A 25,664-nucleotide genomic window follows, 5' to 3' on the forward strand; every position below is an offset into this window, starting at 1 on the left:
GGCTGTTGAATTTATTGGCTGTCGATTTCCTCGCGCAGCATTTCAAGCTCCAGCCATTCTTCTTCTTTGGCGGCTAGGTCGGTCTGGGACTTTTCCAGATCCTTTGACAGCAGGGCAAAACCGTTCGGGTCTTTGGTGTAAAAGTCCGGTTCCCCCAGTTTGGCTCCGATTTTTGCAATTCGCTGTTCCAGCGCCGCCATTTCACCGGGCAGTTTGGCAAGCCGGTCCCTGTGTTTGAAGCTGAGTTTTTTGCTTTCCCGCTGGACCGGCTTTGCAGCTTCTGTCTTTTGTGTTTTGACCGGTTCGGCATCTGTCTGTGGTGTCACATTGCTGCGCTGGCGCAGATAGTCCTGATAGCCGCCGGCATATTCGGTGATCTTGCCGTCGCCTTCCATAACGATGGTGGAGGTGACGATCCGGTCGAGGAAATCGCGGTCATGGCTGACCAGAAGCAGGGTGCCGTCATAATCGTTGAGAGTCTCCTGCAGCAGGTCCAGCGTGTCCATATCCAGATCGTTGGTCGGTTCGTCGAGGATCAGGAAATTGGTCGGCATGGCCAGGGTCTTGGCCAACAGCAGCCGGTTGCGCTCGCCGCCGCTGAGGGCGCTTACCTGGGTGTGGGCCTGCCCAGCGTCAAACAGGAATTCCTTCATATAGGAAATGATGTGTTTTGAATGACCGCGTACCATGATGTGGTCGCCGCCGTCGCTCAGCGTTTCCCAGACTGTGTTGCTGTCTTTCAAAAGACCGCGTTGCTGATCCAGATAGGTGGGTTCCAGATTGGTGCCCAGCTTGACTGTGCCCTGGTCGGGCTCGATTTCCTTGGTCAGGATTTTCAGCAGGGTCGATTTTCCTGCGCCGTTGGGGCCGATGATGCCAATGCGGTCGCCGCGCAGGATGCGCAGGGAGAAATCCTCGAGAATTATTTTGTCGCCATAGGATTTATAGACCTTGTGCGCCTCGATCACCTTTTTGCCGCTGCTTTTACCACTGTCGGTTTCCAGCTTGACCTGGCCGGTTTCCTTGATTTGTTTGGCCCGTTCATCCCTGAGCGCCCACAGGGCCCGCATGCGGCCCATGTTGCGTTTGCGCCGGGCGGTGATGCCCTTGTGCGACCAGTCGGTTTCCTTCTCGATCAGCTTGTCCAGCTTGGCCCGTTCAACCCGCTCCTGTTCGAGGATGGTTTCAGCCCACTCCTCGAAATGGGCAAAGCCCTTGTCCAGACGGCGCACCTTGCCGCGGTCGAGCCAGAAGGTGCAGTTGGTCAGGTTATTGAGGAAGGTGCGGTCATGGCTGATGATCACCAGCGCGCCGCGGAATTCGCGAAGCTTGTTTTCCAGCCATTCGATGGTGGCGATGTCCAGATGGTTGGTGGGCTCATCCAGCAGCAGGATGTCGGCCTCGCTGACCAGGGCCCGGGCGATGGCGGCCCGGCGGCGCTCGCCGCCGGACAGGTTGGCTGTTTCCAGGTCGGCCTCGAGGCCAATGTCTTCCAGAATGATATCCACCTGGAACAGATCGTCGCGGGAGGCTTCCGGCAGGCCGGTCTCCACATAGTCGCGCACGGTCTTCCACTGTGACAGATCGGGTTCCTGCTCCAGATAGGTGATATGGGTGCCCGGCTGGACAAAGTGCTCGCCGCTGTCCGCCTCGACGGATCCGGCGATGACTTTCATCAGGGTGGATTTGCCGGAGCCGTTACGGCCGACCAGGCAGATGCGGTCACGTTCGCCGATATAAAGCTCGACGCCGTCAAACAGCGGATCAGGGCCGTAACGAAGGGAAATATCCTGTAGTGTCAGTAAGGGGGGCGCCATGAAATATCCTGTAAAAATATTGCTCCTTCTAGCCTGAGAGGGGGGCGGTTCGCAAGAGGTAACTTTTGATCGCGGGCCGCTCTCGCTATTGTGAAGATCTGTTAATGGTATGCTCAGACAGGACAGGGTAGGATATGATCCGTAACCAAGCATGGACCGTAAAAATATTATGTTGATCAAAAGCCCGAAACCTTACGATGTCACGGAAAATGAAACCACGTCACAGCGGGACTATTTCTCGCGGCGGGATTTCATTCGCGATGCCTCCCGCCTCGGCCTGATGGCCGGGGCCGCCAGCCTTGTACCGACTGGCGCACAGACGATGGAGCGGGGCAAACAGTTTGCCAATCTCGAGGCGCGGCAGAATTTTGCTCCGGGAGAGAAACTCACGCCCTATCAGGCCGTGACCACCTATAACAATTTTTATGAGTTCGGCACCGGCAAGGATGATCCGGCAAAGAACGCTCACACCCTGCAACCCCGCCCCTGGACGGTGGAGGTCGGCGGCCATGTGGACAAGCCGGGCATCTATGACGTGGACGACCTGATTAAAAACAGCCGGTTGGAGGATCGTATCTATCGGTTCCGCTGTGTCGAGGCCTGGTCCATGGTCATCCCTTGGGTGGGCATTCCGCTGGCTGATCTGATCGAGCGCTTTTCACCCACCTCGAAAGCGAAATACGTACGGTTCGAGACCCTGGTGGACAAGGAACAGATGCCGGGCCAGCGCCGCCGGGTGATAGACTGGCCCTATGTGGAGGGCCTGACCATGGCCGAGGCTATAAATCCGCTGACGCTGATGGCGGTGGGACTATATGGCGAAGTACTGCCCAACCAGAACGGCGCGCCGATCCGGCTGGTGGTGCCATGGAAATACGGATTCAAATCCATCAAATCCATTGTCAAGATCGACTTTACCGACCGGCAGCCGTTTAACAGCTGGCAGAAACTGGCGCCCCATGAATATGGCTTTTACGCCAATGTGGACCCCAATGTGGATCATCCCCGCTGGTCCCAGGCCAAGGAACGCAGGATCGGTGAATTTTTCCGCCGGGACACGCTGCCGTTCAACGGCTATGGCGAGGAAGTGGCGCATCTGTATGCGGGCCTGAACCCGGAAAAGCTCTATTGAGATGAAATATGAGAAACCGCTACGGGCGGTCCTGCATATCCTCTGTCTGCTGCCGTTTGCCTGGGTGCTCTGGCAGGTCTGGCTGATGTTCAGCTATCAGCCCCACGCTCTGACCGCCAATCCATTCCAGTATATCAATCAATATACCGGGGACTGGACGATCCGGATATTGCTCCTGAGTCTGGCGGTCACGCCTCTGCGCAAGCTCCTGAAAAAGAACTGGCTGATCAAATGGCGCCGGCCGCTCGGGCTTTATGCCTTTTTCTACGGTCTTATGCACCTCGGTAATTACCTGATCCTCGATCATTTCTTTGACTGGCCGGTGATTTGGCAGGATCTCATCAAGCGGCCGGCCATGACCTTCGGCATGCTGGCGCTGCTGCTGATGACGCCGCTGGCGGTAACGTCGACCAGGGCCATGATCCGTCGTCTGGGCAGAAACTGGCCCCGGCTGCACAGGATGGTTTATCCGGTCGCTGTGCTGGCGGTGGTCCATAATATCATGATGGTCAAGGCAGACCTCAGGGAACCGCTGATCCATCTTTCCATCCTGGCCCTGCTGCTGGGGTATCGGCTGTACAGTAAATATCGCCCCGGACTTGTGGACAGGCTCTCTTTCTCCTAATGTTTCTGTTATGAAACAGACAACAGATCAACTCAGGTTCGAGACCGGCGGACGCGGTCTATATGACGTGACGAGTGCTCTTTCCCGCTGGCTTGCGGAACAGGACATCCGCGAGGGACTTTTTACCGCCCATATCAAACATACCTCGGCCTCCCTGGTGATCCAGGAAAATGCCGATCCCGATGTCTGTTATGATCTGGATAATTTCCTCAGCCGGCTGGTGCCGGAAAATGATCCCCATTTCCGTCATGTGGCGGAGGGCCCTGACGATATGCCTGCCCACATCAGGGCGGCCCTGACCCAGAGTCAGATTTCCCTGCCGGTGATCGACGGACGTTTCGCCCTTGGCACCTGGCAGGGAATTTATATTTTCGAACATCGGCGCCGGGCCCATAGCCGGACCCTGGCGCTTCATGTGATCGGGGAATAATTCCCTAGAAGTCGTACAGAAGACCGGCCCGGGCAATGGTATCCGTGGTTTCACGGTCGGCCGGAGCGTCCTTGTCGTAAGAGATATCAAAGGAGAATTTGCTGCTCAGCGCACCGTTGATTTTCACCTTCAGGGCATTGCTGGTTTCCATCACCGTTCGGTCGCCAAATACAATCTGGCTATTATTGGAGAATTCACTGCGCTCGTTGATGCTCCAGACAAACTCACTGGCGGCATAGGCGTTGAAACTTGATTCATAGTCTGCACCATCGAAGTTTTTGGTGAACAGCACGGTTGGACCACCTTCCACATTCCACACATACTCTTCTGTTTCCATAAGGCGATAACCGGCACCGGCGCTGGTTGTAACACGCTCGCGGAAGGAACCGAACTGATCATTCTTATAGCCGAGGAAGCCGGTCAGATACATATGTTCGGAAAAGTCATAATCCAGCTTATAGGACAGGCCCCAGCGCTGGCGGTCCTTGACGCCGGAGTTTTTATTGAAGTCAAAAAAAGCGCCGATTCTGCTGTGATATTTTCCGTTATCCCGTTTCATTTTGCCAGCAATACCAAAGGACTGCTGGTCGGTGTTACCGGACGAAGTCATTACACTGAGGTCAACCTCGCCGTCCCATCCCTGGAGGCTGAAGTAGGGGTTTTGAGATTCAGGATTCTCCATCGGGGGAGCAGGCCTCAACGGCTCGGCTGCTGCCAGAATTTCTTCCGTCTGTTCGGGATTGGCGGCAACAACCAGATCAAGGACAGTCTGGAAATTGGCGCCGCTATCTGTTTTCGCGGCCTGTTGAAGAATGGCCATGACGGCCGGGTTGACTTCAGCTGAAGCCTGAAGATGTCCGACGAAAGCGCAGGACATGACTGCAGTTAATGCAATTCGCTTCACGAATTTTTCCATTGTTCGTGTCTTTCTGTATTTGAGTAGGAGATGAGATACTTATTCTTTTACATAGGTCAGGTAAAAACTCAGTGGTACTGCCGTGCTGATAGACGGCAGACCTGCCAGTTCCTGTAACTTTTTGAGCCCGGAAAGTAAATCAAAATCCTCGGCATCCAGGAAAATAAGTTCATGGGGAACTATCATGGCGCGATTTTCTCCCAGGCGTGTCACCAAAAGCTCGCATTCCACATTTTTCTTCTGGCCGTGCAGTTCCAGAACCAGGCTGGTTTCGATCAACTGGTTTTCACCGATTTCAAGCTCTTCGAACTGGGCGAGGTCGATCTGGCCGGCAAGAGTTGCCACCGGATACATGCCCGTATGGAACAGGAATTCGCGAATGCGTTCGTTGCGGATATCCACCCAGGTCTCCACGGAGGACAGATCAATGGTCAGGCTGATCTCTCCGGCTTCGGAAATCCGGCTGTTGACAGTGGCAAAATGGTTGCTTTCGCCTATGGTGTTTTTCTTGATCGACCCGAAAGAGAGATGGGAGTTGTCTTCTTCCAGAAGCCAGTCGGCCTGTGCCGGTCCGGTCAGGGAAAACAGAAGAACAACGCTGGTCAGTAATGTGGAGAATTTCATGTATCGGCCCCTGAGTTTGAAGACTATTACCGGAATCTAACGTTCGGCGCAGCCAGTTGCAAGGAGATATGAATTGTTCCTGTGTCGGCGAAAAAAACGGGCCGGAAATAAATTCCAGCCCGAAGTTGTGCAGTAGGCATCAATATTATGCTGATCAGGCGATCAGCTGTAAAAATTCTCGCCTTTTTCGGCTTTTTTCCTGAGCAGTGCCGGCGGCGTGAAGTGAGGGCCGAAGCGATTGGCAAGCTTGTCAGCCTCTTCACAGAATTTTTTCACGCCGATGGTATCCACCATGCTGAGGGGGCCGCCGGTCCAGGGAGCAAATCCCCATCCGAAAATGGCGCCGATATCGGCGTCTTCCGGGGCCATCAGCACGCCTTCTTCGAGGCAGCGGATGACCTCGATGGCCTGACGGTACAGAAGCCGTTTGGTGACTTCTTCAGGATCGGGCTGGTCATCCTGGATCGGGAAATGTTCGGACAGTCCCGGCCAGAGATATTTTTTGCCGTCTTCCGGATATTCATAAAAACCATGCCCGTTTTTCTTGCCCTTGCGTCCAAGTTCCTTGTAGAGGGTTTCCACCACCTTGTCAGACGGTTGAGCCACATAGTTATCGCCAAGCGCTTTTTTGGTGGCCATGCCCACATGATAGCTCAGTTCCAGGCTGACTTCGTCGGCCACGGCCAGCGGTCCCACGGCCATGCCGGAATAGGCGCCGCAGTTTTCGACCAGCGCCGGTTTGACGCCCTCGGCAACCATGTTGGCGGCTTCCTGGACATAGGTCGAGAAGCAGCGGCTGGTATAGAACCCGCGGCTGTCGTTGACCACGATCGGGGTTTTCTTGATCTGGGCCACATAGTCCATGGCCTTGGCCAGGGCCACATCGCCGGTATTCTTGCCCAGAATAATTTCCACCAGCGGCATCTTGTCGACGGGGGAGAAGAAGTGAATGCCGATGAACTGGTCTTCCCGCTTGCTCGCCTTGGCCAGCTGGGTGATCGGCAGGGTCGAGGTGTTGGAGCCGTAAATGCAGCTTTCCGGCACGACCGCCTCGGTCTTGGCGGTTACACCTGCCTTCACATCCACATCCTCGAGTACCGCTTCAATGATCAGGTCGCAGCCTTCCAGGTCGGCATAGTCGGTGGTCGGTTTGATCAGGCCGAGGATGCCGTCGGCTTTTTCCTGGCTCATTTTCTTGCGCTTGACCGCTTTTTCCAGAAGACCCGTGCTATAGGATTTGCCTTTTTCGGCGGCTTCCTGGGTCATGTCCAGAAGCACCACCTCGATGCCGGCCATGGCGGAGACATAGGCGATGCCCGCCCCCATCATGCCGGCGCCAAGCATGCCCAGTTTTTTGGTTTTCATCTCCGGCTGGCCCTTGGGCCGGCGGACGCCTTTTTCAGCCGCCTGCTTGTTGACAAACAGGGTGCGGATCATGTTGGGCGCGACATCGCCAAGGATGAGGTCGGCAAAATATTTGCATTCCACCACAAGCGCCTTGTCCATGGGCAGCTGATGGCCTTCATAGACACAGGACAGGATATTCAGTGTGGCCGGATATTTGCCCTTGGTTTCCTTTTTGGTCATGGCCGGTGCGCCGATGAAGGTCTGCACGATATTGGGGTCGTACACACCCTGGCCGCCGGGAATTTTGAACTTCTTGTTGTCCCAGGGCTGTTCGGCCTTGCCGCCGTCCAGGATCCATTTTTTTGCCGCGGCAACGATCTGGTCAGCGGGCACCACTTCCTGGATCACGCCTGAGCCGAGGGCCTGCTGAGGAGTCATATTCTTGCCCTGAAGCAGATAGGGCAGGGCCATCTGGATACCCATCAGGCGAGGCAGGCGCTGGGTGCCGCCGGCGCCGGGCAGAAGCCCGACCATCACTTCCGGCAGGGCCAGCTTGATTTTTGGATTATCGGCAACGACGCGGTGGTGACATGCCAGGATGATTTCCAGTCCGCCCCCCATGGCCACGCCGTTGACGGCAGCAGCCACCGGTTTGCCACAGGTTTCCAGCGCGCGCAGGATGCGGCTCAGGCCAAAGGCCTTGTCAAAAAGTTCCTCGCGGCTGATCTTGTCCACTGCAGAGGTCATTTCCAGCATCATGGAGAGGTCCGCACCGGCGACAAAACCTGCCGGTTTGGCCGATGTGATGACGGCGCCCTTGACGTTGTCGTCACTGCTGATTTTGCCGATCAGGCCCTCGAGGTCGGACATAAAGTCCTGGGTAATGACATTCATGGATTTGCCGGGAACGTCAATGGCAAGCAGGGCGATGCCGTCGGCATCAACTTCATATTTGATGGTATTGGTCATTGTCCTGTCTCCCTCACACGCGTTCGATAATGGTGGCCGTGGCCATGCCGCCGGCCACACACAGGGTCGCAAGGGCCGTATTCTTGTCTGCCCGCTCCATTTCATCCAGGGCAGTGCCCAGGATCATGGCGCCGGTGGCGCCGAGCGGATGGCCCATGGCAATGGCGCCGCCATTGACATTGACCTGATCCGTGCCGAGCTCCATTTCCTGACAGAAGCGCAGCACCACCGAGGCGAAGGCTTCGTTGATTTCCCAGACATCAATATCAGATGTAGTCATGCCGGCCCGGGCCAGCGCCTTGCGGGCCGAAGTGCCGGGACCGGACAACATGATGGTGGGATCAATGCCGATATCGGCAAAACCGATCATTTTGGCCCGTGGTTTGAGGCCCAGCTTTTCACCCATCTCTTTTGTGCCGATGAGCATGCCGGAGGCGCCGTCGACGATGCCGGAACTGTTGCCGGCGTGATGTACATGGTTCATGCCTTCCACTTCCGGGTATTTCTGCAGGGCGACACTGTCAAAACCAAGTTCGCCCATGTCTGTGAAGGACGCCTTGAGACCGGCGAGGTCTTCGATCGTCGTATCGGGACGCATATATTCGTCATGGTCCAGCAGGGTGAGGCCGATCTGGTCCTTTATAGGGACGACCGAGTTTTTGAAGTAGCCGTTGTCCCAGGCGTTTTTAGCCCGCTTCTGGCTGAGGATGGCATAGGCATCACATTCTTCACGACTGAAGCCGTATTTGGTGGCGATCAGGTCGGCGCTGATGCCCTGCAGGACAAAGCCGACCTTGTTGGAGACCTGTGGGTCGAACAGCCAGGCCCCGCCGTCAAAACCCATCTGCACCCGTGACATGCTTTCGACGCCGCCACCGACCATGAGGTCGGCCTGTCCGGCCATGACCCGGGCGGCAGCATAGTTTACCGCCACCAGGGCAGAGGCGCAGAAGCGGTTCACATGCATGCCCGGCACCGCATCGCCGTAGCCGGCCATATAGGCGGCAAACCGCCCGACATTGCCACCCTGTTCGCCAACGGCGGTGACGCAACCGGCCACCACATCGTCGATCAGGGCCGGGTCGAAATCATTGCGGTCCTTCAGGGCGGCGAATACCTGGGACAGCAGGTTGACCGGGGTCACCTCGTGCAGGCTGCCGTCCTTCTTGCCCCTGCCGCGGGGACTTCTTACATGATCGTAAATATAGGCTTCAGTCATTTTCGAATCCTTGTCGCTTTCGGGGTGAGTTCTAGAATGCGTCCGCATCCAGGGCCATAACCGGGTCCGCACCGGCTTCCACCTTGACCCTCAGGGCAGAGGTTTCAGGCAGCATGTTGGTGAAGAAAAAGTCCGCTGTAACCAGCTTGTTTTTCAGGAATTTCTCATCACCTTGCCCGGCAGCCAGCATGTCCATCGCCTTTTTCGCCATGTCGGCCCAGAAATAACCCATTGTCACCAGCGCCATCAGGTTCAGGTAATAATGAGCGGCGGCTCCGGCATTGTCCGGGTTTTTCATGCCGTTCTGCATCAGCCACATGGTAGCGGCCTGCTGGCGGCCCAGCGATTTCTCCAGCGGCGCGATATATTTCTCCAGATCGGCGTTGCCTTTGTTTTCTTCGATGAATTTCTGGATCATGGCGAAATAGGCCTTGATCGGCTCACCGCCCTTGGCCGGTAGTTTGCGACCGATCAGATCCATGGCCTGTACCCCGTTGGTGCCTTCATAGATCGGGGCAATGCGGCTGTCGCGCAGATACTGCTCCATGCCCCATTCCTTGATATAGCCGTGACCGCCATAACACTGCAGGGCCCGGCTGGCGGATTCCACGCCTTGATCGGTCATGTAGGATTTGATCACCGGAGTCATCAGCGCCATCATATCCTCGGCCTGTTCACGCACTTTTTCGTCCGGGTGATGAATGGCCATATCAAGCTGAATACCGGCCCACATGGCAAACGCCCGGGCACCCTCGATAAAGGCCCTGTTGGTCATCAGCATGCGTCGCACGTCCGGGTGAACAATGATCGGGTCCGCCTTGGCATCCGGGTTTTTCGGGCCTGTCAGGGAGCGGCCCTGGATACGGTCCTTTGCGTAATCGACCGCATTCTGCTGCGCCACTTCGGCAATTCCCAGACCCTGCAGTCCGACGCCGAGCCGCGCTTCGTTCATCATGGTGAACATGGCCCGCATGCCTTTGTTTTCCTCACCGATCAGATATCCTGTGGCGTCATCATAATTGAGCACGCAGGTGGCGTTGGAATGGATGCCCATTTTGTGCTCGATAGAGCCGCAGGAAACACCGTTGCGTTCGCCGAGGCTGCCGTCTTCATTGACCATGAATTTGGGTACGATAAACAGGCTGATGCCCTTGGTGCCTTCCGGAGCGCCTGAAATGCGGGCGAGAACCAGGTGAATGATATTGTCGGTCAGGTCATGTTCGCCGGCGGAAATGAAAATCTTGGTGCCGGAAATTTTATAGGTGCCGTCGGCCTGGGCTTCCGCCTTGGTCCGCAGCATGCCGAGGTCGGTGCCGCAATGGGGCTCGGTCAGGTTCATGGTGGCAGCCCATTCCCCGGTCAGCATTTTAGGAAGGTAAGTGTCTTTCTGTTCCTTGCTGCCCCAATGCAGGATGGTTTCGGTGGCGCCCTTGGTCAGGCCGGAATACATGGCGAAGCCCCAGTTGGAGGAGATCATCATCTCGCTGAGGGCCAGACCCAGAATCTGCGGCATTCCCTGTCCGCCGTATTCGGGGGTGCCGGACAGTCCCTGCCAGCCGCCTTCCACATACTGTGCATAGGCTTCCTTGAATCCTTTCGGTGTTGTTACAACGCCGTCATTCCAGCTGCAACCTTCCTCATCGCCGGACTGGTTGATGGGGAAGAAAACATTTTCCGTCAGTTTGGCCGCTTCTTCCAGAATGGCGTCGATCATGTCCGGTGTTGCTTCCTGAAAACAGGGCAGGTTGTTGTACTGCTGCAGGTTCAGATAATCGTGCATGAGAAATTTCATGTCTTCTACAGGGGCATTATACCTAGGCATGTTCGCGGTCTCCTACGTTCGAAATATTTTGTTCCATCATCCAGTTTTCGACAGACAGGATGATATTGTTCAGTTCTTCGATGGTTTCGTCGATATCTTTTTTCTGCTGTTCCAGGCTTTTGATTCGTTGGCGGCAGGCTTCCAGGGTTATCTGGCTTTGTTTGACTTTTCCGCCTTCCTGATAATGCATGTCGAGCACTTCGCCCATTTCCGCAATGCTGAAGCCGACTCGTTTCCCGCGGAGAATCCAGGCCAGGCGGGCCCGGTCTGCTGTGGAATAAATGCGTGTCTGTCCGTCCCGCTTTGGCGAAATGAGTTTCTGGTCCTCATAAAAGCGCAACGTCCGCGGTGTGATGCCGAATTCTTCGGACAGCTCGGAAATGCTATATGTTCGCTTTTTTTTCGTCATAAAACTGTTCCGGTGTTTCATTGTCGATTTTCTCGACTCAGGAAAATAAGATGGTCGGGATCATAGTTGACGTTTACGTAAAGGTCAACATAAAATGAAACGGTCGTTTTAATTTTTCCGAAGAAGATATTCGCTTCTAAAAAACACGAAACACTGAAGAATTCACTATAAAACAAGGTAATTATTGTTTAGGATTTGGATAATATAAAAATTCAGGAATTATCCTGATGTTCCCTATACTTCAAACCTGAACAGTATATCACATGCAGATCTACCTGCCCATTGCCGAGTTATCAATCAACATATTTGTTTTGTTGGCTATGGGCGGAGGTGTCGGTTTTCTGTCAGGTATGTTCGGGGTCGGCGGTGGTTTCCTGATGACGCCGCTGCTTATCTTTGCCGGAATACCGCCGGCGGTGGCGGTGGCGACAGGCGCCAACCAGATCACGGCAGCGTCAGTGTCGGGTGCATTGGCCCACGCCAAAAGGGGCGGTGTGGACTATAAAATGGGGTTTGTCCTGATTGCCGGTGGGGCGGTTGGGTCCTATGTTGGCGCGTTTCTCTTCACCCTGCTGAAGGAATCCGGTCAGGTGGATTTGATGATCTCCATCGCCTATGTGATCTTTCTGGGCGGTGTTGGGGGGCTCATGATGATGGAAAGCATCGGCGCCCTGATCCGCCAGCACCGGGGTGAAAAAATCAAGCCGAAGCGTCGGCAGAGAAGCTGGGTGGACGCGCTTCCCTTCAAGATGAGATTCCGCAAATCAAAGATGTATATCAGCGTCCTGCTGCCGCTGGCGATCGGCGCCCTGGTCGGGGTTCTGGCAGCGACCATGGGGGTTGGCGGCGGCTTTATTATGGTTCCGGCCATGATTTATCTGTTGAACATGCCGATCAATGTGGTGATCGGCACAAGCCTGTTCCAGATTACTTTTGTAACTGCCGCGGTGACTTTCCTGCATTCCGTTAACACCCAGACGGTCGATATTGTGCTTGCCCTGATCTCTCTCATCGGGGCGGTGATTGGCGCCCCCATCGGGGCTCGTTTCGGGGCGAGGTTGCGTGGCGAGCAATTGCGCATTCTGCTTGCCCTCCTTGTGTTAGTTGTCTGTTGCAAGATGGGTTTTGACCTGGTGCTGGAGCCGGAAGAACTTTATGCCGTTTTTTCTACAGAGGAAGGAACGGGACATTGAGGAATTTCCATGCGATCCTGAGCGTTCTTTTCATTCTTGCGTCACCGCCGGGCGCGCATGCCGAGCGCCTGGTGACGGATCTTTCGGAAGATGTCATCGAGATCAACGTGCGTTTCACCGGCACTGATCTTATGGTGTTTGGTGCTGTGGATGCAGCTATCCCGCAAGAGGATGGGGGACACGGCATTGTGGTAGAGGGCATGGATTATGACATGATTGTCGTGATCACGAGCGAACGCAAGGGCATGACCGTTCGCCGGAAAGAACGTGTCAGCGGCATCTGGGTCAACAAGGGACGGCAAGAACTTTCGGGTGTGCCGGGCTATTACGCCCTGGGAACCACCCGGCATCTCGACGATATTATTTCCCCCGAGGTCCGTGCCCGTCATGGAATCGGCCTGGACAATATTGTTCTCAGCCTCACAGAAGAGCTCGGTCCTGAAGAAAGACAGGGGTATCAGGACGGCTTTATCCGGAATATGAAGGAAAAGGGCCTCTATAAGGAAGAATTCGGTAACATCAAATTGCGTGAAGGCATCCTGTTCTGGGCGCGTATGTATTTTCCGGCTAACATGCCTGTGGGGGATTATAAGGCGACGGTTTATCTTGTTCGCCAGGGAGATGTTCTCCTGAGTCGGACCCGGGATCTGCAAGTTGACAAGGTGGGGTTAGAGCGGGCGATTTACAATTTTGCATACCAGAAGCCTGCCGCCTATGGTCTCGTGGCCATCTGGGTGGCACTCTTTGCCGGCTGGCTGGGCGGCGTTTTTTCCAGAAAAGTCAGCTGATTTGAGAAAACTATCATCCTGTTCACGAATTTCTGATTTTCAAGCTACTTGCTATATTGCGGCAGGACGTTAAAACTTTCGCTATGGAGTCTTTGGAAGTTACATATTTTGCCGCGTTGCTGGGCGGTATCTTCAGTTTTCTGTCGCCCTGCGTGCTGCCCTTGGTGCCGGCCTATGTGTCCTATGTGACCGGAAGTTCCCTGAATGATTTGCGGGAGGGCGACAAGGTACCGGTGACGGATGTTTTGTCCGGTGCACTGGCATTTGTGTTTGGTTTCTCGACAGTCTTTGTCCTGCTTGGGGCTGGGGCCTCCAGTCTTCAGCCGTTCCTTCTTGAGCATCTGCATATCTTTTCGAAAATATCCGGTGGGCTGATCATCATGCTCGGGCTGCATTTTACCGGGATCGTCAGGATCGGCTTTTTGTACCGGGAAGCGCGATTCCATACCCGGGATACCCCGGCCGGGATTATTGGCGCCTATGTTATGGGTCTTGCCTTTGCTTTTGGCTGGACACCCTGCATAGGCCCCATCCTCGGGACAATACTGACCCTGGCGGCTGGCCAGCAAACGTTCGGTACCGGCGTCTCCCTGCTGATCGTGTATTCCCTCGGACTGGGGATACCGTTTGTTCTGGCGGCCCTGTCGGTGAACCGGTTTCTGCAGTTTTCGGGAAAATTCCGCAATTATTTTCGTCTGATTGAAATCCTGATCGGCGCCCTGCTGATCCTGACCGGCGCGGCGATTTTCTTCGGTCTGTTGCAGACCTTCGGGAACAACCTTCTGGAATGGTTCCCCTGGCTGGCCGAAATAGGTTAGTCGTACCCTCTATGAGTGTGCGCAAAAAAAAGCCTCGGCAGACTCTTGATAGAGGTGCCGAGGCAGTCAGGCAGATGAAGGATCACCGGAATGATCCTTCAAGGGATCTTTAAACTTCCAAATATATTTGCAAATTATAGAATCTATTGCATTGCATATGCAAGAGGAAACTAATGTATATTCCTGAGTGAATTCTGTGAGTTATCGGAAATGTAGTGATAAATTTTCCGCCAGATATAGATATTATCTGTATCATTTTCATTAATTGCACTTACATATAAATAGTGGGCGTTTTCTTCCGCGCTCTCTCTGTATATATTTTCAAATTCCCTGGCTGCCAGGATAAAAAAAGGTTCCGCGTCGATTCCAATTTTTTCCATTTCTACTAGTAAATTTGTCATTGACCTTATGGAAGAAGGGGTTACATCTTTCGTTCCATCTGAAACAATATTATTCATCGTCATAGTTGCATCTCCTTACCTATTTAGAGAAGCAAGCTACGTGCCAGTTTTTTATTCTAGTGAATCCGCCGGGAAGCTGAAGTCGGAACCAAAAGATGCCGGACAGATTTTGCCGGACTTGCAAATTCTGCCTATCGGGCACTTTGGGAAAGTGATTTATTCGTTAATTTCACGTTGTAGTGAATTTATTGAGATTTCGGGTAAAAAACCTTGCAGGGTAGCGGCTGTTTTCTGCAACCCGACTGAATTATCTTCCGATTCGGAGAGAATCAGTTGTGAGAGACTGAGATTATGATGGTCGAGTACATCGCAGACTGAAAGGGTGTGACTTAAGCTGCCCAGGTAAGTGCCCGCCACCAGCCAGATATCGCATTTCAGGGCTTTGATCCAGTCCAGCACGGTATGGGTGGCATTCAGGGGAACCATCAGGCCGCCGACGCCTTCTATAAAATGATAATCGTAATCCGCGGTGCAGGCGGATGTGCAGAAATCGACAAGCTCTTCAATGTTGAGGGAACGTCCTTCCGCCTCGGCAGCCTGGTCCGGAGAAAGCGGGGCTTCAAATCGCCACGGAGAAATAGCGTTTATGGTTTCGTCAGTGATGTCACGGTCAAGAGCCTCAAGCAGCAATCCAGTATCGCTGTCGGCAGCGTTTTCGGGATCGAAACCGCTGATGACAGGTTTGAGGGCATTCACCCTGAAACCGGCTTTCTTTCTGTTTTTAATGGCCTGGCAGGTGACATGTGTTTTGCCGATGCCTGTGCCTGTTCCTGTGACAAATATAATGCGGCTCATTCATCGGATCCTTTTGTTTCAAGAGCGCCGATCTTCCTGAGGGCGTCGACAAGGGCAAGGACGTCTTCCTCCCGGTGGGCGGCACTGAAGGTAATACGCAACCGGGCAGCGCCCTCCGGCACTGTTGGCGGGCGGATGCCGGTGACAAGAAATCCAAGCTCTTCCAGTATAGCTGCAAGGTGCATTGTTCTGCCGCTGTCTCCTGTGATCACGGGAATAATCGGGCTTTGCGGTTCAGGCAGGCCGGCTTCCCGGGCAAACAACCGCGCATTATACATCGGACGGTCGCAATAGTCGCGGTCGTTTTCGATGAGATCCAGTGCCTTGATGGCGGCAGCAATACTGGCCGGCGGCGAGCCGGTGGTGTAAATCAGGCTTCTGGCCCTTGTCTTCATGAAGTCGACCACCGCCTGGCTGGCACAAAGATAACCGCCGAAGCTGCCGATGGCCTTGGACAGGGTGCCCATTTGCAGGGGGATGTCCGGTTTTCTGTCGAAGCAGAAGCTGCTGCCGCGTCCTTCACCGATTACGCCGACACCGTGAGCGTCGTCGGACAACAGCCAGCAGTCATGATGGCGGGCCAGATCACTCAGCTCCGGCAAAGGCGCCAGGTCGCCATCCATGCTGAACACACCGTCGGTCAGGACCATGGCGTACCGGTGTTCCGCCCGGTTTTGCCTGATCAGGTCTTCCAGACGGTCGAGGTTGTTATGTGGAAATATGATCAGCTTTGCCCCACTTAACTGGCTGCCGGCCAGCAGACAATTGTGGCTGAGTTCATCCGCAAAAATAACATCCTCCGGGCCGACGAGGCTGGGGATGATGCCGATATTGGCCATATAGCCCGAGCTGAAAACGCAGGCGGCTTCCGTGCCCTTGAGGCGGGCAAGCTTTGCTTCCAGTTCCTCGAGCAGGGGATGGTTCCCGGTGATCAGTCGCGAGGCGCCGGCGCCAACGCCATATTCATGAATGGCTTCGATTGCCGCCTGTTTGACATCCGGATGCTGACTCATATTGAGATAGTCGTTGCAGCAGAAGGAGATTAACTCCCTGCCGTTCCGGAGGGCATGACCGTTGTCCAGTCTGGTGGTAGTGACAAGCCTCCGGCGCAGGCCTGCCTGCTCAAGTTTGTCCAGTTTTGTAGAAACGAATTTTTCCAGCGACTTCATAAGCTCTTTACCTGCTTTTATGTTACAGGGCATAATTGGCCCGCCGGAGACTATAGTCAATGTTACTGGTGAGTAAAGTTATTGTCGTAATTTGCTTGACTTTTTAGGGCAGGAAAGGGAATGTGCGGCCATACCGGTAAATAATCCCGGCCCTGGGTGGCCGGTCCGTTGAACACAGCTTGGAAGCAGGTATCAAATGAGTGAAGCTCGCGAAGTATCCCCCGAAATTTCCTATGAAAATGCCTATGCGGACGGATTCCGTCACAACTGGACCAAACGGGAAATTCTGGAATACTTCAATATGCCGTTCATGGACCTGCTGTTTGAAGCCCAGACTATTCACCGGAAATATTTTGACCCAAACCGGGTGCAGCTGAGCCAGCTGTGCAGCATCAAGACCGGCGGCTGTCCTGAAGACTGTAAATATTGTCCCCAGTCGGCGAGGTACCAGACTGAGGTGGATGCCAGCAAGCTGATGGCTGTTCAGGAAGTGGTCGAAAAAGCAAAAAAGGCCAGGGAAGCCGGGGCGACCCGTTACTGCATGGGGGCTGCCTGGCGTAGCCCCAAAGACCGGGACATGGACGCGGTAGTGGCTATGATCAAGGGGGTCAAGGATCTTGGCATGGAAACCTGTGTAACGCTGGGTATGCTGGACGAGGAGCAGGTGTCTCAGCTTAAGCAGGCGGGGCTGGACTATTATAACCATAATGTGGACAGCTCCCCGGAATATTATAAAGAGATCATCACGACCCGGTCCTATGAAGACCGGCTCGATACACTGGAACGGGTGCGCGGCGCCGGGATCAATGTCTGCAGCGGCGGCATTGTCGGTATGGGCGAGAGCCGTGAGGACCGGGCAGGCATGCTGCAGACCCTGGCCAATCTGCCGCAGCATCCGGGCAGTGTGCCGATCAATATGCTGGTCCAGGTCGAAGGCACACCCCTGTTCGGCGGCGGCAAGATGGACCCGTTTGATTTTGTCCGTACCATCGCCGTGGCCCGGATTCTGATGCCGGCGTCTTACGTTCGCCTCAGCGCGGGACGCGAGGAAATGAATGATGAAATGCAGGCGCTGTGTTTCATGGCTGGGGCCAACAGCATTTTTTACGGTGAGAAACTGCTGACAACACCAAACCCGATTCAGAATCAGGATATGGAACTGTTCGGCCGCCTTGGTATTCAGCCAGAAGGCAAATAATGTCGGAAAAAAAACAAAGACCATCGGACCTGCCGGAATGGTATCGGGAGGGGTATGATAATATCTGGCTGCCTTATACCCAGATGAAGACAGCGCCGGATGCGCTTCCGGTTGTGGGGACCGACGGTGTATATCTGGAACTGGCGGACGGGCGGAAACTTCTGGACGGGATCGCAAGCTGGTGGACCGCCTGCCACGGGTATAATCACCCGAAAATGAAAGAAAAAATGAAGACTCAGATCGACAGCATGTCCCATGTCATGCTGGGCGGGCTCGTGCATGAGGGGGCGCTGGACCTGTCCCGGCGCCTGGCGGATCTATTGCCCGGGGATCTCAATCATGTGTTCTTTTCGGAATCAGGCTCGGTATCGGTCGAGATCGCCCTCAAGATGGCTGTGCAGTTCTGGCTTAATCAGGGTGTTGAGGGGCGCGCACGATTTGCCAGCTTCAAGGCCGGCTATCACGGCGATACCTCCGCCGCCATGTCGGTGAGCGATAGCGATGACGGCATGCACAAGGCTTTTGGAGGATATCTTCAGCAGCAATATATCCTGTCCCTGCCGGAAACCCCGGAAGACCTGGAGGGTCTTGAAAGCTTTCTCCGGGAAAACAGGGAAACCATCGCCGGTGTGATCATGGAACCGCTGGTCCAGGGCGCCGGTGGTATGAAATTCCATAGCCCGGAAATACTCAAAGGCATTGCCGACGCCTGCCGGAAGGCAGATGTTCTGTTTATCCTGGACGAGATCTTCACCGGCTTCGGCCGGACAGGCACCATGTTTGCCTGCGAGCAGGCCGGTGTCGTGCCCGATATTATATGTCTCGGCAAGGCTTTGACTGCCGGAACCGTCGCCATGGCGGCGACCGTGGCGACAGACCGGGTGTATGAAGCGTTTCTCTCCGAGGATCCTGACAAGGCCTTTATGCACGGACCGACCTATATGGCCAATCCTCTGGCCTGTGCTGCCGCCAATGCCTCCCTCGATATTTTCGAGGAAGAGCCTGTTCTGGAGCGGGTTAAAAAGATTGAGGGCCATCTGACCCAGAGTTTTGCCCAGTTCCGGGAAAAGCCGGGTGTGGTTGATGTCCGGGTCAGGGGCGCCATCGCGGTTATTCAGATGGAAAAAATCGAAAACCCCGCAGTCCTGCGGGAGGAATTTGTCAAAGAGGGCGTCTGGGTGCGACCTTTCGGTGATGTGGTTTACGTCACACCCGCCTTTAGCATGGAAGGTGCCGATATCTCGGCATTGACAGAAGCCATAGACAATGTTCTTAATAGATGTTCTTAAATTGAACGGTTGAAAATTTATTGAGACAAGGCATGACTAAGGGTCGTTTACTTTCACTCAGACAGCAATTGCGTGACCTGGGACTTCAGGGATTTGTCGTTCCCCATGCGGACGAACATCAGAATGAATATACACCAGCCAATGCCGAGAGGCTTGCGTGGCTGACCGGCTTCACGGGATCTGCCGGTGAAGCCGTTCTGACTCTGTCTGAAGGTGCGATCTATGTGGATGGCCGTTATACCCTGCAGGTCCGCCAGCAGACAGACAGGAACCAGTTCACACCGCTCAATCTTTATGAAGATAAAATGGAAGACTGGCTCGTGGACAGGGTCGGCAAGGGCGATCGCATTGGATATGACCCCTGGCTGCACACCAGGGAGTGGATCGGCAAGGTTTCTGAAAAACTGTCTGAAAAGGGCGCGCTGTTTGTGCCGCTGGACGATAATCCCATTGATCAGGTCTGGCAGGACCGCCCGGCCGATTCAGATGCGCCGGCCGTCGCGCATCCGATCGAATATTCCGGGGAAGACTCTCTCCATAAACGGGAGAGGATTGGTGCTGATATAAAAAGCAAGGGCGCTGATGCGGCTGTTCTGACACTTCTCGACAGTATTGCCTGGCTGTTTAATATTCGCGGCAGGGATGTGGCTCACACGCCGCTGGTATCCAGCTACGCCATCCTGTTTGCCGATGGTTCTGCGACCCTTTATATTGACCCGGGCAAGGTGAACAAGGAACTGAAGGCCTTCCTCGGGGACAGCGTTAAACTGACGTCTAAATCCGTTTTTCCGGCTGGCTTGGTTAAACTGAAAAAGAAAAGGGTTCTTGTCGATCCCAAGCGTTCCCATGCAGCGGTATTTGAGCTGCTTGACAAGGCCGGCGCCGTCATTGTCGAGGGACAGGATCCCTGTCTCCTGCCGAAAGCCATGAAGAATGACGTGGAAATCAAGGGCACCCGCGCCGCCCATAACCGGGACGCAGTTGCCGTCTGTAAATTCCTCGCCTGGCTGGACACGGCAGGACCGAAGGGGAGCATCGACGAAGCGGCTGCTGCGGAAAAACTGCTCTCTTTCCGAGAGGAGCAGGACCTGTTCAGGGATACAAGTTTTGATACCATTTCCGGTGCCGGCCCTAACGGCGCGATCGTTCATTACCGGGTTACACCGGACAGCAGCCGTACACTGGAGCCGGACATGCTTTATCTGGTGGATAGCGGCGGCCAGTATCTTGACGGCACCACAGATATTACTCGTACAGTCTGTATCGGAACACCGACGGAAGAACAGAAAGACAGGTTCACGCGGGTCTTGAAAGGCCATATCGCCCTTGCTCAGGCCCGGTTCCCGCATGGCAGGTCCGGCGCACATCTGGACAGTCTGGCCCGTAAACCGTTATGGGATGTGGGACTTGATTACGATCATGGCACCGGTCACGGCGTCGGCAGTTACCTTGGGGTTCATGAAGGACCGCAAAGTATTTCCCGGCTTGGTTTCGGGGTGCCGCTGGAACAGGGCATGATCCTGTCCAATGAACCCGGCTATTATAAAGAGGGTGAATATGGAATCAGGATTGAAAATCTGATTCTGGTTCGCGAGCGGCGTTTTGACGAGGAAGAAAGGCCGATGCTGAGCTTTGAAACCCTGACTCATGTGCCGATCGACAAACGTCTGATCAATGCTTACATGATGACGACTGCGGAGATTACCTGGTTTAATATCTATCACGCCCAGGTCCGCGAAATTGTCGGGCCGCACCTGACCGGCAAGGAAAGGGAATGGCTGATGCGGGCGACGGAATCTCTTATGGTGCTTTAGAATATAGTCTGGCCGGTTTCGCCCAGCATCAGGTGCTGGTTCTGCCGGAAAAGATCGGTCAGGAATTTGCAGACTGCGTCAATGCGCGCCACCTTGTGCAGGTCTTCATGCACCATCAGCCAATATTGCCGGCCGACGGAAATTTCATCTGACAGGATGGGAACGAGCCCGGGCTCGTTGGTTGCCATAAAACAGTGAATTATTGCCAGTCCCACCCCCTGCAGCGCGGCTTTATATTGAGCCATGACGTTCGAGCTTCTGAAAATGATCCGGGGATTTTTAAGCAGTTCATCCATGAACCTGAGTTCCGGCATCTGAATAAGATCGTCGATATAGCCAATAAACTGGTGATCGGACAGATCATCTACCGTCCTTATGGCAGGGTGTTTTTCAAGATAGGAGGGCGCCCCGTATAACCTGAGCCGATAGTCACACAGTTTCCAGGCCACAAGTCTGCCCGACACCGGCCGGGCCAGAGTGATGGCAATATCGGCTTCCCGTTTTGACAGGCTGGTCTGTCTGGTTTCTGCCACCAGCTCAAGTTCTATGTCCGGGTATTTCTCGCGGAATCTGCCCATGTTCGGGGCAATGATATTGATTCCCATGGCCTCGGGGGCCGCCAGGCGGACCGTGCCGGAAAAGCTGGCGTCCTTGCCGGATATGGACTGATACAGGGTTGTGGACTGGGATTCCATCTGTTCGGCCAGAGGCAGGAGCCTCAGACCGGCATCGGTCAGCTGGTATCCGCGCGGGGACTTGTCAAACAGCCGGGCATTCAGGGCCTCTTCCAGGGCCGTGATCCGGCGACTGACTGTGGTGTGATCCACATGAAGTTTCCGGGCTGCTTCCACAAGTTTGCCGCGGCGGGATAATTCCAGAAAATATTTCAGGTCGTTCCAGTTATACATCCATCGTCCTATTGTGCATAAATGCAGAACAAGTGTGAATAATATACTATAGATATGCAAAATTGTCTCCATTAAACTGATCCGGATTTATAAATTCGGGACCGTTCCCTGGTCGAGAGGCAAGGAGAGCGGCGCGGCATTCAATCTGGAGATACAGAATGGTCAAGGAATATACACATTACGTCAATGGTGAGCATGTAGCCGGCCGCAGCGGCCGTTTTCAGGATGTTTTCAATCCGAGCACAGGTGAAGTGTCTGCCAAAACACCGCTGGCAACTACTGCCGAAGTGGGAGAAGCCATTGCGGCTGCCCAGGCGGCTTTCCCCGGCTGGTCAGGCACATCAGTTGTGCAGCGCTCCCGCATTATGACCCGTTTTACCCAGCTTCTGTACCAACACCAGCCGGAACTGGCCGGGCTTGTTGCCCGGGAACACGGCAAGGTGATCGAGGATGCCATGGGGTCCGTTCTTCGCGGTATCGAAGTAGCGGAGTTTGCCAGCGGTATTCCGCATCTGCAGAAAGGTGACTTTTCTGACAATGCAGCCGGCGGGATCGATATTTTCAGCATGCGCAAGCCGCTCGGTGTTGTGGCAGGTATTACACCCTTCAACTTCCCGGCCATGATTCCCCTGTGGATGTCCTGTATGGCGATTGTAACCGGGAACACCGTTGTGCTGAAACCTTCCGAAAAAGATCCGGGTTGTCCGATGCGTCTGGCGGAACTGTTTCTCGAAGCCGGTGGACCGAAAGGGGTGTTCAATGTTGTCAACGGGGACAAGGAAGCTGTGGACTGTCTGCTGGATGACGTGCGCGTCAAGGCGGTAAGTTTTGTCGGTTCCACCCCTATCGCAAAATATGTTTACAGCAAAGCGACGGCGAACGGCAAGCGGTGCCAGGCCATGGGCGGTGCCAAGAACCATATGCTGATTATGCCGGATGCGGATCTTGAGGGTGTTGCCAACGCGCTGATGGGCGCGGCGTATGGTTCAGCCGGCGAGCGCTGCATGGCTATTTCCGTCGGTGTCTGTGTCGGGGATGAAGTGGCTGACCGTCTGGTTGAAATGCTCAAACCACGGGTCGAGGCCCTGAAGATCGGTGCAAGCCTGGAGAAAAATCTGGAGATGGGCCCGCTGGTGACTGCCGAACACCGCCAGAAAGTCATGAATTACATCCAGATGGGTGTGGACGAAGGCGCAGAGCTGGTGGTTGACGGCCGTGGTTTCACCCTGCCGGGACATGAAAACGGCTTCTTCCTCGGCGGCAGCCTGTTTGATCGTGTTAAACCGGACATGAAATCCTATCAGGACGAAATCTTTGGCCCGGTGTTGCAGCTGGTTCGGGTTCAGTCCTTCGAAGAAGGCATGGCGCTGGCCTCCGATCATGAATATGGCAACGGCACTTCCATCTTCACCAGCAACGGGGCGGCCGCCCGGACTTACGCGGACAAGGTCGAGGTCGGCATGGTCGGTATCAATGTGCCGATTCCCGTGCCGCTGGCTTTCCATAGCTTCGGCGGCTGGAAACAGTCAGCCTTTGGCGACCACAATCAGTATGGCATGGAAGCCGTGCGGTTTTACACCAAGGTAAAAACCGTTACATCCCGCTGGCCCGAAAGTGCCATCGCCGCGGATTTTTCTATTCCCACACTGAAATAATCGTCTAGACTCTGACAAAACGAGGGATCGGATTATGGACTTTTATTTAACCGAAGAACAGCGGGCCATGCAGGATATGGCCCGCGAATTTGCCCAGAATGAACTGGCGCCCCATGCCGCAGACTGGGACCGGGATCATCATTTTCCGGTCGACAAGCTGCGTATGGCGGCAGAGCTTGGTCTGGCCGGTATCTACACCCGCGAGGATGTGGGCGGGTCCGATCTTGACCGGCTTGATGCGGCGATTATTTTCGAGGAACTGTCCAAGGGCTGTACCTCCACGGCCGCCTACCTGACCATTCACAACATGGTCACCTGGATGATTGACACATTCGGGGCCGAGGAAACAAGGCAAAAATTCTGCCCCCGGCTGACCACCATGGAACTTGTCGGCAGTTACTGCCTGACCGAACCCGGGGCCGGGTCCGATGCGGCCTCCCTGAAGACCAGGGCGGTGCGGGACGGTGATCATTATGTGCTCAACGGCACCAAGGCGTTTATCTCCGGCGGTGGATTCTCGGATATCTATGTGGTGATGGTACGGACCGGCGAAGACGGCCCCAGGGGCATTAGCGCCATTGTGGTTGAAAAGGGCACGGAAGGCTTGAGCTTCGGCGCCCGGGAAAAGAAAATGGGCTGGAACAGCCAGCCCACCAGCATGGTAATCTTCGAGGATTGCCGGGTGCCGGCGGAAAATTTGCTCGGTCAGGAAGGGCAGGGTTTTACCTTTGCCATGAAGGGGCTTGACGGCGGCCGGCTGAATATCGGCGCCTGTTCGCTTGGCGCCGCCCAGGCCTGTCTCGATCTGAGTCTCACCTATATGGGCGACCGCAAGCAGTTCGGTCGCAGCCTTGACACATTCCAGGCCCTGCAGTTCCGGGTAGCCGATATGGCAACGGAACTTGAAGCCGCCCGGCTGCTGCTGCACAAGGCAGCACAGAAGGTGAGTGAAGGGGCGCCGGACGCGACAAAATTTGCCGCCATGGCCAAACGTCTGGCCACAGATACCGGTTTTAAAGTGGTCAACGAAGCCCTGCAGCTGCATGGCGGCTACGGTTACCTGAATGACTATCCGCTGGAGCGCTTCCTGCGTGACGTCAGGGTGCATCAGATACTGGAAGGGACCAACGAGGTTATGCGCCTGATTATTTCACGTCAGCTGATGGCGGAACGTTAGGAAACATCATGAATAGCGAATCGGAAATATTGTTTGAAGTGAAGGGGCGGCTGGGCTGTGTTCTGCTGAACCGGCCCAAGGCCCTGAATGCCCTGAGCACCGACATGTGCGCCCGGATGAATAAGCAACTGGATCTGTGGGCAACGGATGACAATATTGCCGCGGTAGTGGTAGAGGGGGCCGGAGAGAAAGCATTCTGTGCCGGTGGCGATGTCAGAACCCTGGCGGAAAACGGCCCGGATAACAGTGGGCCGGCCGAAGAGTTCTTTGCCACCGAATATCAGATGAACGCCCGGATTTTTCATTTTCCCAAGCCCTATATTTCCTTCCTCGACGGGATCACCATGGGGGGCGGGGTTGGCATTTCTGTGCATGGCTCGCATTGCATCGTAACGGAAAAAACAATGTTCGCAATGCCGGAAACCGGCATTGGACTGGTCCCCGATGTGGGGGGAAGTTATTTTCTGCCCCGGCTGCCGGGCAGGCTCGGATATTACATCGGGCTGACCGGTGCGCGTCTCAGGGCGGCGGATTGTCTTTACACCGGCATCGGTACGGCTTTCGTGCCGACCGACAGGCTTGAGGCGCTGAAAGTGGAACTGGCGGCGGCGGCACTATCCTCCGCTGATGACGTGGACGGCATTATTGCGCGCTTTGCGGAGGATGCCGGTGAAGTGCCGCTGGACGAATTCCGGGACCTGATTGATGCCGCCTTTGGGGAACAGACGCTGGAGTATATTTGCGACCATCTCGAAGCCATCGACCATCCCTGGGCCGGTGAAACGCTGGCGACACTCCAGAGAATGTCGCCGACCAGCCTGAAGGTCACCCTGCAGCAGCTTTTGCAGGGCGCCGGCAAGGCATTTGATGACTGCATGCGGATGGAATATCGTCTGGTCAATCACCTGGTGACGTACCAAAGCGACTTCTTTGAGGGAATCCGGGCGGTTCTGATCGACCGGGATAATTCACCGAAATGGTCGCCGGCGTCGCTTCGGGAGGTGTGTGAAGAAGATGTGATGAAACATTTCGAACCCCTGGGCGACCGGGAACTCAACCTGCAAAAATTTAACAATCCGGGAGATTAAA

At 55.0% G+C, this 25,664-nt stretch carries 23 protein-coding genes; 12 read left to right on the forward strand and 11 right to left on the reverse strand.

Going from position 1 to position 25,664, the window contains the following annotated elements; genetic code table 11:
• Positions 1–11 precede the first annotated feature (11 nt).
• Complete coding sequence (locus tag ACORNT_RS05615) at positions 12–1,817, reverse strand: ABC-F family ATP-binding cassette domain-containing protein (RefSeq protein WP_321396543.1); 1,806 nt, start codon at positions 1,815–1,817, stop codon at positions 12–14.
• A 169-nt stretch (positions 1,818–1,986) separates the two neighbouring features.
• On the opposite strand from ACORNT_RS05615, the gene msrP reads away from it, so the two are divergent.
• From msrP to ACORNT_RS05630, 3 genes are read left to right on the forward strand one after another with little or no spacing between them, the layout of a single operon-like run.
• Entirely contained in the window at positions 1,987–2,949 is a 963-nt protein-coding gene (gene msrP / locus ACORNT_RS05620; protein ID WP_420717548.1) for a protein-methionine-sulfoxide reductase catalytic subunit MsrP, read from the forward strand.
• Between the two features lies 1 nt (position 2,950).
• Complete coding sequence (locus ACORNT_RS05625; protein WP_321396550.1) at positions 2,951–3,574, forward strand: protein-methionine-sulfoxide reductase heme-binding subunit MsrQ; 624 nt, start codon at positions 2,951–2,953, stop codon at positions 3,572–3,574.
• A gap of 10 nt (positions 3,575–3,584) precedes the next feature.
• On the forward strand, positions 3,585–4,004 hold the full coding sequence (locus tag ACORNT_RS05630) for a secondary thiamine-phosphate synthase enzyme YjbQ (RefSeq protein WP_321396553.1): 420 nt from the start codon (positions 3,585–3,587) through the stop codon (positions 4,002–4,004).
• A 4-nt stretch (positions 4,005–4,008) separates the two neighbouring features.
• On the opposite strand, the gene ACORNT_RS05635 is transcribed toward ACORNT_RS05630, so the two are convergent.
• The 6 genes from ACORNT_RS05635 to ACORNT_RS05660 all read right to left on the reverse strand — a co-directional run bounded on the left by ACORNT_RS05635 (position 4,009) and on the right by ACORNT_RS05660 (position 11,310).
• Positions 4,009–4,908 (reverse strand): DUF481 domain-containing protein, encoded by a 900-nt coding sequence (locus ACORNT_RS05635; RefSeq protein ID WP_321396556.1) that lies wholly within the window; start codon positions 4,906–4,908, stop codon positions 4,009–4,011.
• Between the two features lie 51 nt (positions 4,909–4,959).
• The gene (locus tag ACORNT_RS05640; RefSeq protein WP_321396559.1) at positions 4,960–5,544 is read right to left on the reverse strand and encodes a YceI family protein; all 585 of its coding nucleotides are present in this window, start codon (positions 5,542–5,544) and stop codon (positions 4,960–4,962) included.
• Between the two features lie 162 nt (positions 5,545–5,706).
• Positions 5,707–7,860 (reverse strand): 3-hydroxyacyl-CoA dehydrogenase NAD-binding domain-containing protein, encoded by a 2,154-nt coding sequence (locus ACORNT_RS05645; RefSeq protein ID WP_321396562.1) that lies wholly within the window; start codon positions 7,858–7,860, stop codon positions 5,707–5,709.
• Positions 7,861–7,873: 13 nt separating this feature from the next.
• Positions 7,874–9,079 (reverse strand): acetyl-CoA C-acetyltransferase, encoded by a 1,206-nt coding sequence (locus tag ACORNT_RS05650; RefSeq protein WP_321396565.1) that lies wholly within the window; start codon positions 9,077–9,079, stop codon positions 7,874–7,876.
• 31 nt (positions 9,080–9,110) lie between these two features.
• Positions 9,111–10,901 (reverse strand): acyl-CoA dehydrogenase C-terminal domain-containing protein, encoded by a 1,791-nt coding sequence (locus ACORNT_RS05655; RefSeq protein ID WP_321396568.1) that lies wholly within the window; start codon positions 10,899–10,901, stop codon positions 9,111–9,113.
• The gene (locus ACORNT_RS05660) at positions 10,894–11,310 is read right to left on the reverse strand and encodes a MerR family DNA-binding transcriptional regulator (protein ID WP_321396571.1); all 417 of its coding nucleotides are present in this window, start codon (positions 11,308–11,310) and stop codon (positions 10,894–10,896) included. Before ACORNT_RS05660 ends, ACORNT_RS05655 begins: the two co-directional genes overlap by 8 nt.
• Positions 11,311–11,573: 263 nt before the next feature.
• Here ACORNT_RS05660 and ACORNT_RS05665 point away from each other — a divergent pair, with 263 nt between their 5' ends.
• From ACORNT_RS05665 to ACORNT_RS05675, 3 genes are all read left to right on the forward strand, one after another.
• A complete protein-coding gene (locus ACORNT_RS05665; RefSeq protein ID WP_321396573.1) occupies positions 11,574–12,503 on the forward strand; it encodes a sulfite exporter TauE/SafE family protein in 930 nt (309 codons plus the stop codon).
• On the forward strand, positions 12,500–13,291 hold the full coding sequence (locus ACORNT_RS05670; RefSeq protein ID WP_321396575.1) for a TIGR02186 family protein: 792 nt from the start codon (positions 12,500–12,502) through the stop codon (positions 13,289–13,291). The genes ACORNT_RS05665 and ACORNT_RS05670 overlap by 4 nt, the downstream gene beginning before the upstream one ends.
• 83 nt (positions 13,292–13,374) lie before the next feature.
• Complete coding sequence (locus tag ACORNT_RS05675) at positions 13,375–14,109, forward strand: cytochrome c biogenesis CcdA family protein (protein WP_420717521.1); 735 nt, start codon at positions 13,375–13,377, stop codon at positions 14,107–14,109.
• Positions 14,110–14,279: 170 nt separating this feature from the next.
• On the opposite strand, the gene ACORNT_RS05680 is transcribed toward ACORNT_RS05675, so the two are convergent.
• From ACORNT_RS05680 to bioF, 3 genes are all read right to left on the reverse strand, one after another.
• Positions 14,280–14,573: a hypothetical protein gene (locus ACORNT_RS05680; protein WP_321396581.1), complete on the reverse strand. Its 294-nt coding sequence runs from the start codon at positions 14,571–14,573 to the stop codon at positions 14,280–14,282.
• A gap of 153 nt (positions 14,574–14,726) precedes the next feature.
• On the reverse strand, positions 14,727–15,365 hold the full coding sequence (gene bioD / locus ACORNT_RS05685) for a dethiobiotin synthase (RefSeq protein ID WP_321396584.1): 639 nt from the start codon (positions 15,363–15,365) through the stop codon (positions 14,727–14,729).
• Positions 15,362–16,534 (reverse strand): 8-amino-7-oxononanoate synthase, encoded by a 1,173-nt coding sequence (gene bioF / locus ACORNT_RS05690; RefSeq protein WP_321396587.1) that lies wholly within the window; start codon positions 16,532–16,534, stop codon positions 15,362–15,364. The genes bioD and bioF overlap by 4 nt, the downstream gene beginning before the upstream one ends.
• A gap of 196 nt (positions 16,535–16,730) precedes the next feature.
• Here bioF and bioB point away from each other — a divergent pair, with 196 nt between their 5' ends.
• Genes bioB through ACORNT_RS05705 form a run of 3 tightly spaced genes read left to right on the forward strand, consistent with a single transcriptional unit; the run spans position 16,731 to position 20,835 of the window.
• Positions 16,731–17,732, forward strand: a complete 1,002-nt coding sequence (gene bioB / locus ACORNT_RS05695) for a biotin synthase BioB (RefSeq protein ID WP_324292367.1) — start codon at positions 16,731–16,733, stop codon at positions 17,730–17,732.
• Positions 17,732–19,021, forward strand: a complete 1,290-nt coding sequence (locus ACORNT_RS05700) for an adenosylmethionine--8-amino-7-oxononanoate transaminase (RefSeq protein WP_321396590.1) — start codon at positions 17,732–17,734, stop codon at positions 19,019–19,021. Before bioB ends, ACORNT_RS05700 begins: the two co-directional genes overlap by 1 nt.
• 32 nt (positions 19,022–19,053) lie before the next feature.
• On the forward strand, positions 19,054–20,835 hold the full coding sequence (locus tag ACORNT_RS05705; RefSeq protein WP_321396592.1) for an aminopeptidase P family protein: 1,782 nt from the start codon (positions 19,054–19,056) through the stop codon (positions 20,833–20,835).
• On the opposite strand, the gene ACORNT_RS05710 is transcribed toward ACORNT_RS05705, so the two are convergent.
• Complete coding sequence (locus ACORNT_RS05710; RefSeq protein WP_321396595.1) at positions 20,832–21,743, reverse strand: LysR family transcriptional regulator; 912 nt, start codon at positions 21,741–21,743, stop codon at positions 20,832–20,834. The genes ACORNT_RS05705 and ACORNT_RS05710 overlap by 4 nt on opposite strands.
• A 158-nt stretch (positions 21,744–21,901) precedes the next feature.
• Here ACORNT_RS05710 and ACORNT_RS05715 point away from each other — a divergent pair, with 158 nt between their 5' ends.
• From ACORNT_RS05715 to ACORNT_RS05725, 3 genes are read left to right on the forward strand one after another with little or no spacing between them, the layout of a single operon-like run.
• The gene (locus tag ACORNT_RS05715; protein WP_321396598.1) at positions 21,902–23,398 is read left to right on the forward strand and encodes a CoA-acylating methylmalonate-semialdehyde dehydrogenase; all 1,497 of its coding nucleotides are present in this window, start codon (positions 21,902–21,904) and stop codon (positions 23,396–23,398) included.
• Positions 23,399–23,432: 34 nt separating this feature from the next.
• A complete protein-coding gene (locus ACORNT_RS05720) occupies positions 23,433–24,575 on the forward strand; it encodes an isobutyryl-CoA dehydrogenase (RefSeq protein WP_321396600.1) in 1,143 nt (380 codons plus the stop codon).
• A gap of 8 nt (positions 24,576–24,583) precedes the next feature.
• A complete protein-coding gene (locus tag ACORNT_RS05725; RefSeq protein WP_321396603.1) occupies positions 24,584–25,663 on the forward strand; it encodes an enoyl-CoA hydratase/isomerase family protein in 1,080 nt (359 codons plus the stop codon).
• Position 25,664 lies beyond the last annotated feature (1 nt).

This window comes from Emcibacter sp. (assembly GCF_963675455.1).
Taxonomy (GTDB): Bacteria; Pseudomonadota; Alphaproteobacteria; order Sphingomonadales; family Emcibacteraceae; genus Emcibacter.